The sequence below is a fragment of the Megasphaera sp. NM10 genome (assembly GCF_000417505.1).
Lineage (GTDB): Bacteria > Bacillota > Negativicutes > Veillonellales > Megasphaeraceae > Megasphaera > Megasphaera intestinihominis.
On sequence record NZ_APHY01000042.1, the window covers coordinates 1 to 14,464 of the forward strand.

General features: G+C 48.8%; 19 protein-coding genes and 1 pseudogene. 1 reads left to right on the forward strand and 19 read right to left on the reverse strand.

What is annotated here, in order from left to right:
• The 19 genes and pseudogenes from NM10_RS14595 to NM10_RS07935 all read right to left on the reverse strand — a co-directional run.
• A pseudogene (locus NM10_RS14595) lies at positions 1-1,752 on the reverse strand (EAL domain-containing protein); the annotation flags it as partial.
• Positions 1,753-2,150: 398 nt separating this feature from the next.
• Positions 2,151-2,459, reverse strand: coding sequence for a hypothetical protein (locus tag NM10_RS07850; protein WP_020311050.1), 309 nt, complete (start codon positions 2,457-2,459; stop codon positions 2,151-2,153).
• A gap of 154 nt (positions 2,460-2,613) precedes the next feature.
• Entirely contained in the window at positions 2,614-3,552 is a 939-nt protein-coding gene (locus NM10_RS14600; protein WP_239639669.1) for an ATP-binding protein, read from the reverse strand.
• On the reverse strand, positions 3,485-4,075 hold the full coding sequence (locus tag NM10_RS14605; RefSeq protein ID WP_036243890.1) for an AlbA family DNA-binding domain-containing protein: 591 nt from the start codon (positions 4,073-4,075) through the stop codon (positions 3,485-3,487). Before NM10_RS14605 ends, NM10_RS14600 begins: the two co-directional genes overlap by 68 nt.
• A 92-nt stretch (positions 4,076-4,167) precedes the next feature.
• Positions 4,168-4,590, reverse strand: coding sequence for a hypothetical protein (locus NM10_RS07865; protein ID WP_020311051.1), 423 nt, complete (start codon positions 4,588-4,590; stop codon positions 4,168-4,170).
• Positions 4,587-5,012 (reverse strand): GNAT family N-acetyltransferase, encoded by a 426-nt coding sequence (locus NM10_RS07870; protein ID WP_020311052.1) that lies wholly within the window; start codon positions 5,010-5,012, stop codon positions 4,587-4,589. Before NM10_RS07870 ends, NM10_RS07865 begins: the two co-directional genes overlap by 4 nt.
• Before the next feature lie 227 nt (positions 5,013-5,239).
• On the reverse strand, positions 5,240-5,548 hold the full coding sequence (locus NM10_RS07875) for a hypothetical protein (protein ID WP_020311053.1): 309 nt from the start codon (positions 5,546-5,548) through the stop codon (positions 5,240-5,242).
• A gap of 544 nt (positions 5,549-6,092) precedes the next feature.
• The gene (gene rplL / locus NM10_RS07880) at positions 6,093-6,461 is read right to left on the reverse strand and encodes a 50S ribosomal protein L7/L12 (protein WP_020311054.1); all 369 of its coding nucleotides are present in this window, start codon (positions 6,459-6,461) and stop codon (positions 6,093-6,095) included.
• 59 nt (positions 6,462-6,520) lie between these two features.
• On the reverse strand, positions 6,521-7,078 hold the full coding sequence (gene rplJ, locus NM10_RS07885; RefSeq protein WP_020311055.1) for a 50S ribosomal protein L10: 558 nt from the start codon (positions 7,076-7,078) through the stop codon (positions 6,521-6,523).
• A gap of 172 nt (positions 7,079-7,250) precedes the next feature.
• Positions 7,251-7,967 carry a 50S ribosomal protein L1 gene (gene rplA, locus NM10_RS07890; RefSeq protein ID WP_020311056.1) on the reverse strand — a complete coding sequence of 239 codons (717 nt, stop codon included), beginning with the start codon at positions 7,965-7,967 and terminating at the stop codon, positions 7,251-7,253.
• A 60-nt stretch (positions 7,968-8,027) separates the two neighbouring features.
• The gene (gene rplK / locus NM10_RS07895; RefSeq protein ID WP_014015371.1) at positions 8,028-8,453 is read right to left on the reverse strand and encodes a 50S ribosomal protein L11; all 426 of its coding nucleotides are present in this window, start codon (positions 8,451-8,453) and stop codon (positions 8,028-8,030) included.
• An 89-nt stretch (positions 8,454-8,542) separates the two neighbouring features.
• Complete coding sequence (gene nusG, locus NM10_RS07900; protein WP_020311057.1) at positions 8,543-9,082, reverse strand: transcription termination/antitermination protein NusG; 540 nt, start codon at positions 9,080-9,082, stop codon at positions 8,543-8,545.
• Positions 9,083-9,097: 15 nt separating this feature from the next.
• A complete protein-coding gene (secE, locus tag NM10_RS07905) occupies positions 9,098-9,337 on the reverse strand; it encodes a preprotein translocase subunit SecE (protein ID WP_020311058.1) in 240 nt (79 codons plus the stop codon).
• A 47-nt stretch (positions 9,338-9,384) separates the two neighbouring features.
• Positions 9,385-9,534, reverse strand: coding sequence for a 50S ribosomal protein L33 (gene rpmG, locus NM10_RS07910; protein WP_014015374.1), 150 nt, complete (start codon positions 9,532-9,534; stop codon positions 9,385-9,387).
• 395 nt (positions 9,535-9,929) lie between these two features.
• A complete protein-coding gene (locus tag NM10_RS07915; RefSeq protein WP_020311059.1) occupies positions 9,930-10,301 on the reverse strand; it encodes a nucleotidyltransferase substrate binding protein in 372 nt (123 codons plus the stop codon).
• A 123-nt stretch (positions 10,302-10,424) separates the two neighbouring features.
• Positions 10,425-11,861, reverse strand: coding sequence for an aspartate ammonia-lyase (locus NM10_RS07920; protein WP_020311060.1), 1,437 nt, complete (start codon positions 11,859-11,861; stop codon positions 10,425-10,427).
• A gap of 268 nt (positions 11,862-12,129) precedes the next feature.
• The gene (locus NM10_RS07925; protein ID WP_020311061.1) at positions 12,130-12,315 is read right to left on the reverse strand and encodes a ferredoxin; all 186 of its coding nucleotides are present in this window, start codon (positions 12,313-12,315) and stop codon (positions 12,130-12,132) included.
• A 126-nt stretch (positions 12,316-12,441) separates the two neighbouring features.
• Positions 12,442-13,611, reverse strand: a complete 1,170-nt coding sequence (locus tag NM10_RS07930) for an iron-containing alcohol dehydrogenase (RefSeq protein WP_036200599.1) — start codon at positions 13,609-13,611, stop codon at positions 12,442-12,444.
• A gap of 137 nt (positions 13,612-13,748) precedes the next feature.
• Positions 13,749-14,024, reverse strand: a complete 276-nt coding sequence (locus NM10_RS07935) for a heavy-metal-associated domain-containing protein (protein ID WP_020311063.1) — start codon at positions 14,022-14,024, stop codon at positions 13,749-13,751.
• 224 nt (positions 14,025-14,248) lie between these two features.
• Here NM10_RS07935 and NM10_RS07940 point away from each other — a divergent pair, with 224 nt between their 5' ends.
• Positions 14,249-14,464 (forward strand): hypothetical protein, encoded by a 216-nt coding sequence (locus tag NM10_RS07940; RefSeq protein ID WP_020311064.1) that lies wholly within the window; start codon positions 14,249-14,251, stop codon positions 14,462-14,464.

Genomic DNA, 14,464 nt, shown 5'->3' on the forward strand with positions numbered 1-14,464 from the left:
CCATAACACCCCGGCTGAGTGCATCGTAGTGAAAATAGCAGTCGGTAAATCCGTTACGACATTGACCAGACCGGCTTTATCATAGACTGGTTCTTCCCGCCGCGTTTCCAAGCCATGCTCATAGTGCTTGCAAAACACTGACAAGTCTTCGTAGGTCATAGGCCGTCCAAAATAATAGCCCTGTATCTTTTCACAGCCGACATCCTTCAAAAAGTCGACGTGGGCCTTTGTTTCTGCGCCTTCGGCCAAAGTATGTATGCCCAGTTCTTTCGCCATGAGGACGATGGCCTTGATAATCTGACGGCTCTGTTCATTGAAATTATGTAAAAAGGCCATGTCAATCTTCAGTTCATCAAAATGATAGTTGTGAAGGACGTTGAGCGAGGAATAGGCACTGCCGAAGTCATCGAGCCAGACTTGGTAGCCCGACTACTGGAACTGCTTCAAACTGCGGAGCAGATTGTGCTTTTCTTTGACCAACGCCGTTTCCGTCACTTCGATGCGGAAATAATCCCGCTGTAGATTATAGCGGGAAATGACTTTTTCAACAACCGCAAAAGGGTCCATGAGGTTGAAATCATGACGCGATAAATTGACCGATACCGGCAGGACAGGCCTTTTATTGGCCAGCTGGTAATGAAGCTGCTTCGCTACCTGATTGAGGACATAGCCATCCAGCTTATGGATGAGCCGGGCCTGTTCCAGGACGGGAATGAAGACATTCGGCGTGAGTCGGCCGTAAACGGGATCTTCCCAGCGGGCCAGCGCTTCGACACCGCAGATTTTCCCGGTCATCGTACGGACGACGGGTTGATAATAGATTTTGATGTAGCCTTTTTCTAAGGCCGTGTTGAAATTTTCCAGGACGAAATCCCGCTTCTCCAGGGCGACGCCCATTTCCCGCGTATAAATAGCCCAGCACCGAGTGGCATCAGTCTTGATGGTATCACAGGCAATCTTGGCCATGTCGAAAGTATGGCGCACGATATGGATATCGTCCTCTTCGAGCAGGCAGACGCCGGCCTTCAAGACGATATTGGAATTATTGATATACGCGTTGACACGGCTGCAGATGACTTCTATCTTTTGGAATATATCTTCCCGCTTCGCCAGGACGCCAAAACCATCGGCCGAAAAATGGGAAATGAGGTCTCCCGGGAAATACTGGCGCAGCAGCTCGGCAATGCGCTTGAGGCAATGGTCGCCGGCAGCCAGTCCGTGTAGGGAATTGTAGAGGCGGAAGTTCGTCAGATTGAAATAAGTCGGACAGTATTCAGACAGACGGCCTTGGGGACTTTCCCGCCGGGCTACCTGCAGGGCTTTCTTGAAGAACAGGCGCATCCCCATCAGCCCCGTCAGCGGGTCGTTCTGGGTACTGCTGCCCCTCAGTTCACTGCTGATGAGCTGCAGCAGCCATGCCTTGGTCCCATCTTCCAGAGAAATGACGCTGGCCGAACCTTCGGCCCGGCGGAAATGGTCATCCCGCGTGCGGAAGCGGAAGGTCACGAACTCCGAATAGTCCGTTTCCGACATGTGGGCGACAGGATAATAGTCCTCACTATCGACCATGCCCCGGAACCGCCGTCCCGTAAAGCGGTAAAACTCCGCTTCATCCATACAATGATAAATCTTCAGCATCCCTTTATTGACGAATAAAATGGGTTCCCCCGGTTGCATACCGATCAGGTAGATACCGGACGTCAGCCGGTCGTAATAGCGATGCAGCTCGCTCTGGATTTCCTCTAGCCCCATGCCCTTCACATCCTTCTATGCCATGCGTTATAAAGCATTATGATTGTCAAGACAAATTATATAAATAGCGTTTACAAAATATACGTTCATTATATCACAAGGCAGTCATTCACGCACGGGTTTCCGGTCTGTCCGGTATAACAGGATATAGCCAAATTCGACAGCCACCAGCATCAGTCCCCAGGCAGCGCTCGCCCAGTTCAATGTATGCAGATCCTGCCGCAGTGAAGGCCCTGTCACCACGTAAGCAGCGGCACACAGGAAAAACTGACCAGATAGGTAACACTGCTATCAACTCCTTTTCCATGTGGATGTGAGGACAATATTCATCCAGATATTCATAATCCTGCCCACTTTAGCAGCGGGGAACCAGACCATCCTCCCGACTTTTCTGCCTGTTATTTCAAGGCCTGTTCGGTATCTGCCAGAAACAGCTGCACACAATCGGAAAAATCCAACCCCGCCCGGTCGGCCAGAACGGCCAGCCACCATACGCATTCCCCGATTTTAGACGGGAGTTTGCCTTCTTCATCAGATGGCCAGCGCCCTTCATGACTCATAGTCAGCCGTCCTACCAGTCCGGCGTCGGTCAAAAAAGCCAGGGCATCTTCCTCTGCCGACCATTCGGAGCCATGATATTCCCGTTCCAGAGCATGATAGGCCTTTCTGATGGCCGCAGAGCGTTTCGATACTTCTTGTAATTCCATATGATTCTCTCCTTTTTGAGTTTGGTCAGTTTGGTTAGTTGTTTAGTCAGTTTGGTTAGTTATTTGGTCAGTTTTCAGAGTTTGGTCAGTCGTTCGGTCAGCAGAATGGATAAAAGCGATACCTGTCCCCTGACGGTGCCATGACGGAATAGCATTAGTTGAATCTCACGACCCAGTATCCTTTCCGGTGCGTTCCCATACGTTGAAGACAGTCTTTTTCCTGGAGCTTTTTCATATAATACTTTATCGTACTAAGAGACAGTGATGTTGCTTTAGCGATTTCATGTTGCGTGCCATCCGGTTTCTTTTGAAGATATGACAAAATAACTTTTTCCTTTTCATTTAGTTTTACAGGCATATTCGTTCCCGTTTGTCCAGTTTTCGGGGTTTGGTCATTTTTTTTAGTTTGGTCAGTCGTTTGGTCAGTTGTCCGGTACAAGTTAACGCGCAAATCGCCATCAAAATCAATGATTTCCGGTTCCTTCAAACCATAATCCCGGCAATCCCGGAAAATACGTGGAAAACCACTGCCCCATTTTTCAATTAAGTTCATATAAGCAAACGCATTTGCTAAAGCCCGGTTCCGAATCTTTGAAAACCCTTCTTTCATTTTTTCAGGTGTTACGCCGCGCATCAGGCCACCTGGAGAAGTAACTTCTAATCGATCTGAAAAAAGGGCTATCTGAACGGATTCCGGCTCCAAATAATTACGATGGACAAGTGCATTGGCAATCAATTCCCGGATGCTGTCCGGAGGTAATTCATAAATATCCTGACGATAGACCCCCTGAAATCTGGCTCCCATATTAATCTTTTCAAGTACATACTGATATGCTTTTTCCACTTGTTCCTGAATCGGTGCATCAATTTCACGCTTATCGACAAAAACAGCTCTATCTTCCGTTTTAAAGACAGCACATTGAACGACTGGAGGATACCCAGCCTGATGTGTCAACATCGCATAGGCATAAGTCGGTATAAGCTGGTCTTTGCTTTCAATCAAAAGGCCCCATGAAATGAGTTGATTAGCCGTTAACTCCTTGATTCCTTGACGCTGGATATCTGATGATGCGTTTTTTTTTAGCCGTTTCACTCATAAAACGGCATAATGCCGTTACATCATGCTTCGTTACTTTTAGATTAGGAATAGGCTGTTGATCAAAAAACTTGTTTTCTCCTTCCAAAAGTAACTCCTGTAAAATCGCCCGATCTGCAGGTCGCGTTGTCCCAGACGTTCGGATGTAGGTTCCCCTTACAAGACCTTTCTTTTTAATATAATATGGCCGTTGCATTCCTGGTACAATTTCCAAAATGATAAGCGATTTCCCTTCTACTTCTCGAACAAAAAGATCTGGAATAATCATCGGTTCGCAGCTATCCGTAACCGCATTGGTAATAGCATCCATTATTTGAAAAAGGTCAGCCTGAGGAATACCGATAACCCGCATCGTTCTATCTTCAACACCAAATACAATTCGTCCACCATCGCCATTGGCAAAGGCAACAACAGACTTCATATATTTCTGGCTGTCTTCAGGAACCCTTTCCTTATATTCTATATTCTTAGACTCCCCTTGAAGCAACGAATCTTTTTTTATATCTGTCACCTGTTTCACCTTTGTCACTCCTTCGATGTATCATTATGATTATTATACCCCATCCGTGACAGGGACGACAATGAGGAAGGGCCGCAGCCCGGAAAAACCACTCACGGACGCAGGAAAAAAACGCCGGCCAGGCACAGGATGATGCCGATGATCTGCCGGGGCAGCAGAACGTCTTTGTAAAACAGGACGCCTATACCTGCCAGGAGGAGCGCCACGCTGACATTGGCCAGGAGAGAGGCCATACTGATTTTCCAGCCAGTCCGGTATAGCAGGATATAGCCAAATTCGACAGCCACCAGCGTCAGTCCCCAGGCAGCGCTTGCCCAGTTCAATGTATGCAGATCCTGCCGCAGCGAAAGCCCTGTCACCACGTAAGCAGCGGCACACAGGAGGAAACTGACCAGATAGGTAACACTGAGGGCCAGAAAAGGCGGGGCTGCCGACGGTGTTGCCTTGGCGACCAGGTGATAGCCTATATTGCCAATGACGATGATGAAAAAAGGAATCCAGTGTATCAGGCTCATTCTGTCAACTCCTTTTCCATATGGATGTGAGGACAATATTCATCCAGATATTCGTCACCTGATGCGGTATATCCCAGTTTTTCATAAAACGGGCGCACCCGGACCTGTGCCGACAGAGCCAGCCGTTTCACATGACGGCCGCGCAGCCATCCTTCCGCTCCCTGTACCAGGCGCTCCCCGTACTGTCGGCCGCGGCAGGATTTCCGTACGGCCAGGCGGCCCAGTATATACACATCCGGATTGTCTGATGTAAAGAGCCGGCAGCAGCCAGCGGCATGCCCATTTTCATATAACACCAGATGCCATGCCGCCTGGTCGGTTTCATCAAATTCATGATGAAAACCCTGTTCTTCGACAAATACCTCCTGCCGGATAATCCGGGCGTCCTGTGAAAGTCCCTGCTGCATACGTATTTGAATCATGATATTCCCTCCTAAAAAAAAACAGAGGTGCCCAGGAATTGTCTTATAGCATGTAATCCATGCCGTACCTACGACAACTCCCAGACACCTCATTTCTCCTGTCCGGTGACAGAAGCGGTGTTCTTATGAAATTAGCATTGTTCTAACATATCCTGTCGTCTTCGTCAATGTGATTTTGCCCACTTTAGCAGCTGGGAAACAGACCATCCTCCCGACGTTTCTGCCTGTTATTTCAAGGTCTGTTCGGTATCTGCCAGAAACTGCTGCACACAATCGGCAAAATCCAGCCCAGTCCGGTCGGCCAGAACGGACAACCACCATACACATTCCCCGATTTTAGACGGGAGTTTGCCTTCTTCATCAGATGGCCAGCGCCCTTCATGACTCATAGTCAGCCGTCCTACCAGGCCGGCATCGGTCAAAAAAGCCAGGGCATCTTCCTCGACGGACCATTCGGAGCCATGATACTCCCGTTCCAATGCATGATAAGCAGCTCTGATAGCAGCCGAACGTTCCGATACTTCTTTTAAATCCACGTCAATCTCTCCTTTTCTTAGAAACACGGCCACACCCCATTCAATCCTAATGACGGGCCAAAAAGGCTTACCAGGCCGTCCCCTACATTATCACATATAGGCGATAAAAATAATACACCGTTCACGGGCAGTCGCAAAAAAAAACACGGCCTGCGGCCGTATGCGTAGGGGCTGTCCCGATGAGGGCAGCCCGCTGTGAGATTTCTCCACAACCCAGTCTGGCATAGTGGCAGGCTTTTACGGACTACGAATCACGAGCAACGAACCACCTATCATGGATCCGGCTATGTACAGAATTCATGCGGGATCGCCACGTGCGAGCCCCTACGATGCGGCTGCGCCGCTACAGGCTTATGACCTGATTACAACCATAAGAACACCTCAGACCGCCTTTGGCGGCCAGCTCCCCTTCACATGGGAGCCTCTGGCGCTCCTGCGCCTTATATTTCAGCGTTTATTGCGGCAAAGCCACTTTTGAGTCCGGGCAACAAAAAAAGACCTGTGTACGTAATCGTACACAGGTCCGATAATTTCCCTTGTGAAATTATTTGAGTTCGACAGTAGCGCCAGCTTCTTCGAGTTTAGCTTTGAGAGCTTCAGCGTCAGCTTTAGCAACGCCTTCTTTAACAGCTTTCGGAGCGCCGTCAACGAGAGCTTTAGCGTCTTTCAAGCCGAGGCCCGTAACTTCACGGACAACTTTGATAACGCCGATTTTTTTGTCGCCAGCGGACTGGAGAATGACGTCGAATTCGGATTTTTCTTCAGCAGCAGCACCGCCAGCAGCCGGAGCAGCAGCAACTGCAACCGGAGCAGCAGCAGAAACGCCGAATTTGTCTTCCATAGCTTTTACGAGTTCGGAAAGTTCGAGAACAGTCATATTTTCAATGGCTTCCATGATTTCTTCTTTAGTCATTTTTAAATACCTCCATAGTATCAATTTTTGAGTTTAATTTTTAAGTTATGTAAGCTAAATTAAGCAGTTTCCTGTTCTGCTTTTTTAGCGCGTACAGCGTCAAGCACATAAACCATGTTGCGGATATTGCCCTGGAGTACGTTGACAAGGCCAGAGATAGGAGCCTGCATGCTGCCAACCAATTTTGCGAGGAGTTCTTCGCGGCTCGGCAAGCTTGCCAGAGCGTCAACAGCTGCAACATCAATGACCTGACCATCAGCGAGACCTGCTTTTACAGTCAGCGCTTCAGTCTTTGTTTCTTTGATGAATTCTTTGAGGATCTTAGCCGGAGCTACAGCGTCTTCCGTGGAATAAGCGAGAGCCGTCGGGCCTTCGAAAATTGCATCTAATGCGTTATAGCCGAGTTCGTCAGCGGCGATACGGGTCAACGTGTTTTTGATGACTTTGTATTCAACACCGCCTTCGCGGAACTTACGGCGAAGTTTCGTGACATCAGCTACGGTAAGGCCGGAGAAACCAACGAAAACAGCGCCCTGAGCGGACTGCAGTTTTTCTTTCATTTCTTCAACGACAGCAGCTTTTGCCGGAGAAACCGGATGATTTGCATATGTGGACATGAGTTCGATACACCTCCTTGAACTGGGATTTATATCGTCTTAGCAATCAAAAACGGCCTCATGGAAACCACGAGGCCGAACTAGTCAAAGTCAGATATCTGCTAGTTTCATAGCCTCAGATGGCGGACATACGTCCATTATACATACCTTCAGTCTACAGCTAAGAGAGATATTAATTTTCTTCTTTCTTTGCAGCACCTTTGATGCTGTACTGGTTGATGTGGATGCCAGGGCCCATCGTGGAGCTAACCGTGATGGATTTGATGTACTGGCCTTTTGCACCCGACGGTTTAACTTTGATGAGTGTATCAACCAAAGCAGTCAGGTTGTCAACCAATTTATCTGCGTCGAAAGATTTTTTACCGATAGAAGAATGAATGTTGCCGGCTTTATCCGTGCGGTATTCAACTTTACCAGCTTTACTTTCGCTAACAGCTTTTGTAACGTCCATCGTGACAGTACCAACCTTCGGGTTAGGCATGAGGCCTTTAGGACCGAGGATTTTACCGAGACGACCAACTTTACCCATCATGTTCGGAGTAGCGATTGCTACGTCGAAGTCGAGCCAGCCACCTTTGATCTTTTCTACGAGATCATCAGCACCGACATAGTCAGCGCCAGCAGCTAAAGCTTCTTTTTCTTTATCGCCCTGAGCAAATACGAGGACAGTCTTGGATTTACCAATGCCGTGGGGCAGTACCAAGGCGCCGCGGACCTGCTGGTCCGCGTATTTCGGATCTACGTTAAGGTTTACGGCCAATTCAACGGTTTCGTCGAATTTGGCAGTATCCATCTTTTTCAAGATGTCGATTGCTTCTGCAACATCATACTGTTTCTGTTTGTCGAACAGTTTTGCAGCTTCAGCATATTTCTTGCCTACTTTTGCCATGTTTCTTCCTCCTTATGTGGTTTAACGGGTTACCCCTTCCACGGGCAGAGCATCATCGAATTAGTCGACGATTTCGATACCCATGCTGCGAGCGGTGCCTTCAATCATTTTCATAGCAGCTTCAACGTCGTTAGCGTTGAGGTCCGGCATCTTAGTCGTTGCGATTTCGCGGACTTTGTCGCGGCCCAATTTAGCTACTTTTTTCTTGTTCGGTTCGCCCGAAGCTTTGTCCAAACCTGCTGCTTTCTTCAATAGGACGGCAGCCGGCGGTGTTTTCGTAATGAAAGTGAAGGAACGGTCTTCATAGACTGTGATTTCGACAGGGATAATGAAGCCAGCCTGTTTAGCTGTGCGTTCGTTGAATTCCTTGACGAAAGCCATGATGTTGACACCAGCCTGGCCTAATGCAGGGCCAATCGGAGGCGCCGGAGTTGCTTTACCAGCTTCACACTGGAGTTTTACCATTCTTGCTACTTTTTTTGCCATGGTGAGTTACACCTCCTTACATTACAAGATGTGGTCAAACGAATCTTGCGATTCTCCCACTCGCGGCGAGTTGCCGCATTTAGAAGTATTTATTCCAGACCCTTCTCGATTTGAGAATAGTCGACTTCTACTGGAGTTTCTCGGCCAAACATATTGACGAGGCCTTTGACAGTCCCTTTTTCTTCATTGATTTCCGTTACGACGGCCATGCAATTTTCAAAAGGACCTTCGGTGATGCGCACTTCTTCGCCAACTTCGACAGAGATATGCGTTTTCGGTTCGCTTTCTATGCCCTGGGTCTTTAGAATCTTTTCGACTTCTTTCGGTTCCAGCGGGATAGGCTTGGTTGCCGAGCCGACAAAACCGGTAACACCCGGTGTATTGCGGACGACATACCAGGAACGGTCATTGACTTCCATTTCGATGAGAACGTAGCCAGGGAATACTTTCCGCTTGACAGTCCGTTTCTTACCGTCTTTGATGTCAATTTCATCTTCCATTGGAATGAGAATACGGTTAATGACGTTTTCTAACCCCATGGATTTGACTTTTTGTTCCAGCGTTTGCATTACTTTATTTTCATAACCGGAATACGTATGGATGACATACCATTTCATATCTGCTTCCATTTAAGCACAAGCCTCCTATCCGACAACAAGCTGAAGTAACTTGAACAGCTGTGAAAATACACCATCAGCTACGCCAATGATTACCATTACGACGATGGTAGCGACAATGACCATAACCGTGTAGTTGATCAATTCCTTCTTCGTCGGCCAGATGACTTTTTTCATTTCTACCTTTACGCCAGATAAAAATGATTTGCCCGGGTTCTTTTTCTTGTTCTTATTCTTTTGTGCTGCTTTTTTAGCTGAAAGTGCCATATAACCTCTCACATCCAAATAAGATTAGCACAATCTTATTCAATCAATTATTTCGTTTCTTTGTGTAATGTTTCTTTTTTGCAGAACGGGCAGTATTTTTTCAGTTCCAAACGGTCCGGATTGTTCTTTTTGTTTTTGTTCGTCCGGTAGTTACGCTGTTTGCATTCTGTGCATGCCAAAGTGATAGCTGTACGCATTCCTTACACCTCTCTTAAAAATAGTCACAAGCCTAGTGTTACGTAAGACTGCCTTTATAATGTATCACAACAGTCCCCTCTAAGTCAAGGAAATTTTTCTGTAACTTAAAAAAGCCAGGCGTTGGTGAACGCCTAACTTCGATTATTCTAACATGTGACGACCGTCCTGTCAAGAGATTTTCCATAATTCCATAGCAGGCCGCCCAGCCACGTGACGACCGTCCTGTCAAGAGATTTTCCATAATTCCATAGCAGGCCGCCCAGCCACAGCTGTCCGTTCTGGCAACCGTCCTGCGCCTTCCGTAGGTCGGCACCTGACGGGCCAGAAAGGCGCGGGACGGCCCCTACGCACAAGGCCGCTGGCCGTGCATTTTTTTGTGACTTGTGGCCTGCGTCTATCGCGGCGCATCCGCATCTGAATCGTACAACGCCGCCAGGGCGTCCTGGTATGTTCCCAAGATGCGCCCCACCTGTGCTTCTATGGCGTCGTGGCTGCCGTGGCGGTCGCGGAGCATGGCCAGCCATATGTCTTCATCGACGAAGAGGTATTGTTCATAGGCCGCGGCGATGAGTTCCTTGGCGGAGCCCATGGCAGCCATGCCCTGGCCGTCCCGCTTCAGGGCTTCGCGAAAGGCCATCAAGCCCAAATCAAAGGCTTCCTGGAAGATGTGGACGATGCCATGGCAGACGAAGGGGTTCGTCAAATCCGCTTCCCGAGCCTGCTGCAAAAGCTGTATATGTTCTTGGAAATTATCCTGCCAATCCATAGCTGCCTCCCCAAACATCAAATATCAAACATCAAACCTATTATAATGGATTTCCGGCAAAAAAAGAAGCAGCCCTGCTGTCAGGAGGAGACAGGGCTGCTTCACGATAAATGGCTTGGGAATTTAGCCAGAGATTTTCTGTTGTGCCAGATAGGTTTCTTCCAGGACCTGTTTGCCTGCAATACCCGGCTGGGTCATTTCCTGCGGCGACAGGATGATGTCCATCTGTTCTTTCGTCAGATAGCCGTGTTCGAGGATGATTTCCCGGATCGGGCGGCCTGTGGCATAGGCTTCCTTGGCCAGCATGGACGACCGTTCATAGCCGATGTGCGGCAAGAGGGCCGTGACGATGCCGACGCTGTGGTCGACCCAGGACTGGCAGGCTTTTTTGTTGGCCTTGACGCCTTTGAGCAGGTATTTGACGAAGGCGTGGATAGCGTTGGTCAAATACTGCATGGAGTGGAAGAGGTTGAAGGCCATGACCGGTTCCATGACGTTCAATTCGAACTGGCCGTTTTCGACGCCCAGGCTGATGGCCATGTCATTGCCGATGATCTGGTAGCACGTCTGGTCGAGGACTTCAGCCATGACCGGATTGACTTTGCCCGGCATGATGGAAGAACCGGGCTGACGGGCCGGCAGCTTCAATTCGTTGAGGCCGCAGCGCGGACCGGAAGCCATGAGGCGGAAGTCGTTGGCCATCTTGATGAGCATGAGAGCCGTAGCTTTCATATTGCCCGATACTTCGGCAAAGATATCCGTGTTATTGGTCATATCGATGAGGTTGCGGGCCGTGACGAAGATATCACCGGTCAGCATGGAAAGTTTCGTGGCGACGGCTTTGATGTAAGCCGGTTCGGCGTTGAGGCCCGTGCCGACGGCCGTACCGCCCATGTTGATGACGTGGACGCCTTCGAGGGACCGGGAAATGCGTTTGCGGCCGCGGGCGACAGCCGAAGCATAGGCGCCCATTTCCTGGCCGAGCGTAATGGGAACAGCATCCTGCAAGTGGGTACGGCCCATCTTGATGACATCTTTGAATTCATCGGCTTTGACATCCAGTTCCGTTTCCAGTTCCTTCAGTACTTCTGTCAGCTTCTTGCCTTTCATGCTCAGGCAGACTTTGATGCTCGTCGGGAAGACGTCGTTCGTCGACTGAGCCATGTTGGCGTGATTGTTCGGCGAGATGATGTCGTAACGGCCTTTTTCTTTGCCTATGATTTCTAAGGCCCGGTTGCACAATACTTCGTTCATATTCATGTTTACGGAAGTACCGGCACCGCCCTGGATCGGATCAACAGGGAACTGGTCCAGCCACTGGCCGTCGATGATTTCACTGGCAGCCTGTACCAGGGCATTGCCGATTTTCTTGTCGAGCCGTCCCGTTTCCATGTTGGCGAGAGCAGCTGCTTTTTTGACAATGGCCATGGCCTGGATGAAGTCCGGATCCAGATGTTCACCTGTAATATGGAAGTTTTCCATAGCCCGCATGGTCTGTACGCCATAATAAACATTGTCCGGTACATTCATTTCACCTAAAAAGTCATGTTCTGTTCTCATAATATCCTCCCCAATACCCATCTTGCAATAGATGCATTAAATATTTTGTATACAGTATTCAAGTAATAATTATAGCAATACTGTAGTAATTAAATTCATACCCCTCCGGCGTCCCCACGCCGTTACATACACAAAAGGCGCTGTTGAAATTGCTTTCAACAGCGCCTTTGCCGTACGTACTATGAATTTACCTATATCATAGTGCATAAATGGGCAGATGTCAATATTTATTCCGCCACTTTATGTTTTATTTAGACTTCTTGCAGCCTTAGGCTTCTTCGATGGCCCCAGCCGGACAGGAGTTCATGGCTTCCTGAGCAGCGTCGTTGTTAGCTTCCGTCGATTCAGCATAGGCTTCAGCCATACCCGTATCATCGTTCATACGGAACACTTCCGGGCAAGTCCCAGCACACATACCACAGGCAATACACGTATCGTTTACTTTATATTTCATAATGAGTCACTCCTTTGTCCGGACCGTCTATCCGGAAAACTTAGTCCAGTAAGTCATTCCTTACTGTGCCTATAGTATACCCTGTTTTCGGCCAAAGGGTCGTTGTATTTACAACGCTTTAGCAAATTAGCGATACGATGCCTGATAAATAGCAACGCAGTCTTCTTCACTCATGGGCATGCGGTCGGCCATGAATAATCCCGCCATGGCCGTCTTGGCATTATGGGCCATTTTATGGAATTCATCGGGACTGATGCCGTAGTCGGACATCTTGAGGTTGGCGACGCCGCATTTTTCCTGCAATTCTTTCAAGGCGTCGAGGAAGTCTTCCGGTTTGGCCGCATCCGGACGCCCCATATGGCGGGCCAGGATGATGAAACGGTCGTCACAGACGTGGATGTCGATCATGTGCAAGAAATAAGCCAGGCTGATCATAATCAGGCCGGCGCCGTGGGGCAAGGCCTGGTGATAGGCGCTGAGGGCATGTTCCAGCGAGTGTTCACTCATGTTGGAGCTGAGGCACATTTCCAAGCCGCCGAGATAGTTGCCGAAAGCCACGCGTTCCCGGGCCTTCATGTCGATGCCATTCTGGACGGCTGTCGGCAAGTAGGCGCTAATCTGGGAGATGGCTTCCAAGGCGACCATTTCGCTCATGAGATTGGCCTTATTGGCCAGATAGCCTTCGATATTGTGGAACAAGGCATCGAAACCCTGGTAGGCCGTGAACTTCGGTGGTACCGTCGCCATGAGTTCCGGGTCGATGATGGCCAGGACCGGGAAGAGGGATGGTCCTTTGACGGGCGTCTTTTCATTCGTGTCTTCATTGGTGATGACGCCGCCGGCATCGGTTTCCGAGCCGGTCCCGGCCGTCGTCGTAATGGCGACGATAGGCAGGGGCTTGATGGCAATGGGTTTGCCCTTGCCCGTGCCCTGGGTGATGTAGTCCCACAAATCGCCGTCATTGGTGGCGACGACGGCAATCCCCTTGGCTGCATCGATGCAGCTGCCGCCGCCTAAGGCGACGATGAAGTCACATTGATTTTCTCTGGCCATGGCGCCGCCGCGCATGACAGTCGATTTCAAGGGATTCGCTTCGACTTGGTCGAAGAGGACCGTTTCGACGCCGGCTGTATGCAGTTCCTTTTCCGTCCGGTCCAAATAGCCATTGACTTTCGTCGATTTCCCGTTGGAAATGACCAGCAGGGCTTTCTTGCCGGGAAGGGCCTGTTCATGCAAATGATTGAGCTGACCGGCACCAAATAACGCTTTCGTAGGGACAAACATCTGAAAAGACACGATAACACCACTCCTATACTGGGAATAAAAAAGAGTCTTATCCACTTGCGGGTAAGACTCCATCGTCATGAATAAATTTAATTTACAAGCCGATTATACTATAATATTTTATTTTTATCAACTTACTATTTTATATTTTAATTTTTCTTTGGCTGCAAGGAAATTTCCGTTACGCCATAGCCAGCATTGACAACGGTTTTTAACAACGTGTCATCGCTCACGGAATCAGCGACGACGACTTCTGCCTGGCCGCGCATCAAGTCAACTTTGACCTTGCCCTTAAAGCCGTCGACGGCTTTAAGGGCTTCGGTCACGTGCTTAGAGCAGTTCTGGCAGACCATGCCGGTAATGTAGATATATTTTTTCGTCCCCTGAATATCATCGTGATGGAAGAGATTGCTGAAAAATCCCATAAGTCACGCCCCCTCTGTTTCATTTTATTATGAATTCTCATCATCAATATTATAGCGTATCTTGCCGATATTGCAAGATTGGTGATAAAGGATACTGTATACACAAATCTATATTTATAAAACATATTGACGATACTTACTGTATCATAGTACACTGTATTTAACAAAAAGTTTATACAATTTAACTTTTTCATTGTTTTTATTAAAAAAAGGGAGTGTGTTTTATGTCGTTTTTCCATACGAAATCCGTTGCCCAGCTTCAGAGCGATGCAGAAAACTCAAAGCTGAGCAAAAACCTCAGCGTCTTTGACCTGACATTCCTCGGCGTCGGTGGTATCATCGGGGCCGGTGTCTTCGTCCTGACCGGGATTGCCGCCGCCCGCTATGCCGGCCCGGGCGTAGCCTTATCCTTTGTCATTGCCGGTATTCTCTGTATCTGA

What these genes read in the sequence shown, in the direction of transcription:
- NM10_RS07850 (WP_020311050.1), bottom strand. Translation starts at nt 2,459, where the DNA reads ATGGAATTACAAGAAGTATCGAAACGCTCTGCGGCCATCAGAAAGGCC.
- NM10_RS07865 (WP_020311051.1), bottom strand. Translation starts at nt 4,590, where the DNA reads ATGAGCCTGATACACTGGATTCCTTTTTTCATCATCGTCATTGGCAAT.
- NM10_RS07870 (WP_020311052.1), bottom strand. Translation starts at nt 5,012, where the DNA reads ATGATTCAAATACGTATGCAGCAGGGACTTTCACAGGACGCCCGGATT.
- rplL (WP_020311054.1), bottom strand. Translation starts at nt 6,461, where the DNA reads ATGACTAAAGAAGAAATCATGGAAGCCATTGAAAATATGACTGTTCTC.
- rplJ (WP_020311055.1), bottom strand. Translation starts at nt 7,078, where the DNA reads ATGTCCACATATGCAAATCATCCGGTTTCTCCGGCAAAAGCTGCTGTC.
- rplA (WP_020311056.1), bottom strand. Translation starts at nt 7,967, where the DNA reads ATGGCAAAAGTAGGCAAGAAATATGCTGAAGCTGCAAAACTGTTCGAC.
- rplK (WP_014015371.1), bottom strand. Translation starts at nt 8,453, where the DNA reads ATGGCAAAAAAAGTAGCAAGAATGGTAAAACTCCAGTGTGAAGCTGGT.
- nusG (WP_020311057.1), bottom strand. Translation starts at nt 9,082, where the DNA reads ATGGAAGCAGATATGAAATGGTATGTCATCCATACGTATTCCGGTTAT.
- secE (WP_020311058.1), bottom strand. Translation starts at nt 9,337, where the DNA reads ATGGCACTTTCAGCTAAAAAAGCAGCACAAAAGAATAAGAACAAGAAA.
- rpmG (WP_014015374.1), bottom strand. Translation starts at nt 9,534, where the DNA reads ATGCGTACAGCTATCACTTTGGCATGCACAGAATGCAAACAGCGTAAC.
- NM10_RS07915 (WP_020311059.1), bottom strand. Translation starts at nt 10,301, where the DNA reads ATGGATTGGCAGGATAATTTCCAAGAACATATACAGCTTTTGCAGCAG.
- NM10_RS07920 (WP_020311060.1), bottom strand. Translation starts at nt 11,861, where the DNA reads ATGAGAACAGAACATGACTTTTTAGGTGAAATGAATGTACCGGACAAT.
- NM10_RS07925 (WP_020311061.1), bottom strand. Translation starts at nt 12,315, where the DNA reads ATGAAATATAAAGTAAACGATACGTGTATTGCCTGTGGTATGTGTGCT.
- NM10_RS07935 (WP_020311063.1), bottom strand. Translation starts at nt 14,024, where the DNA reads ATGGGATTTTTCAGCAATCTCTTCCATCACGATGATATTCAGGGGACG.
- NM10_RS07940 (WP_020311064.1), top strand. Translation starts at nt 14,249, where the DNA reads ATGTCGTTTTTCCATACGAAATCCGTTGCCCAGCTTCAGAGCGATGCA.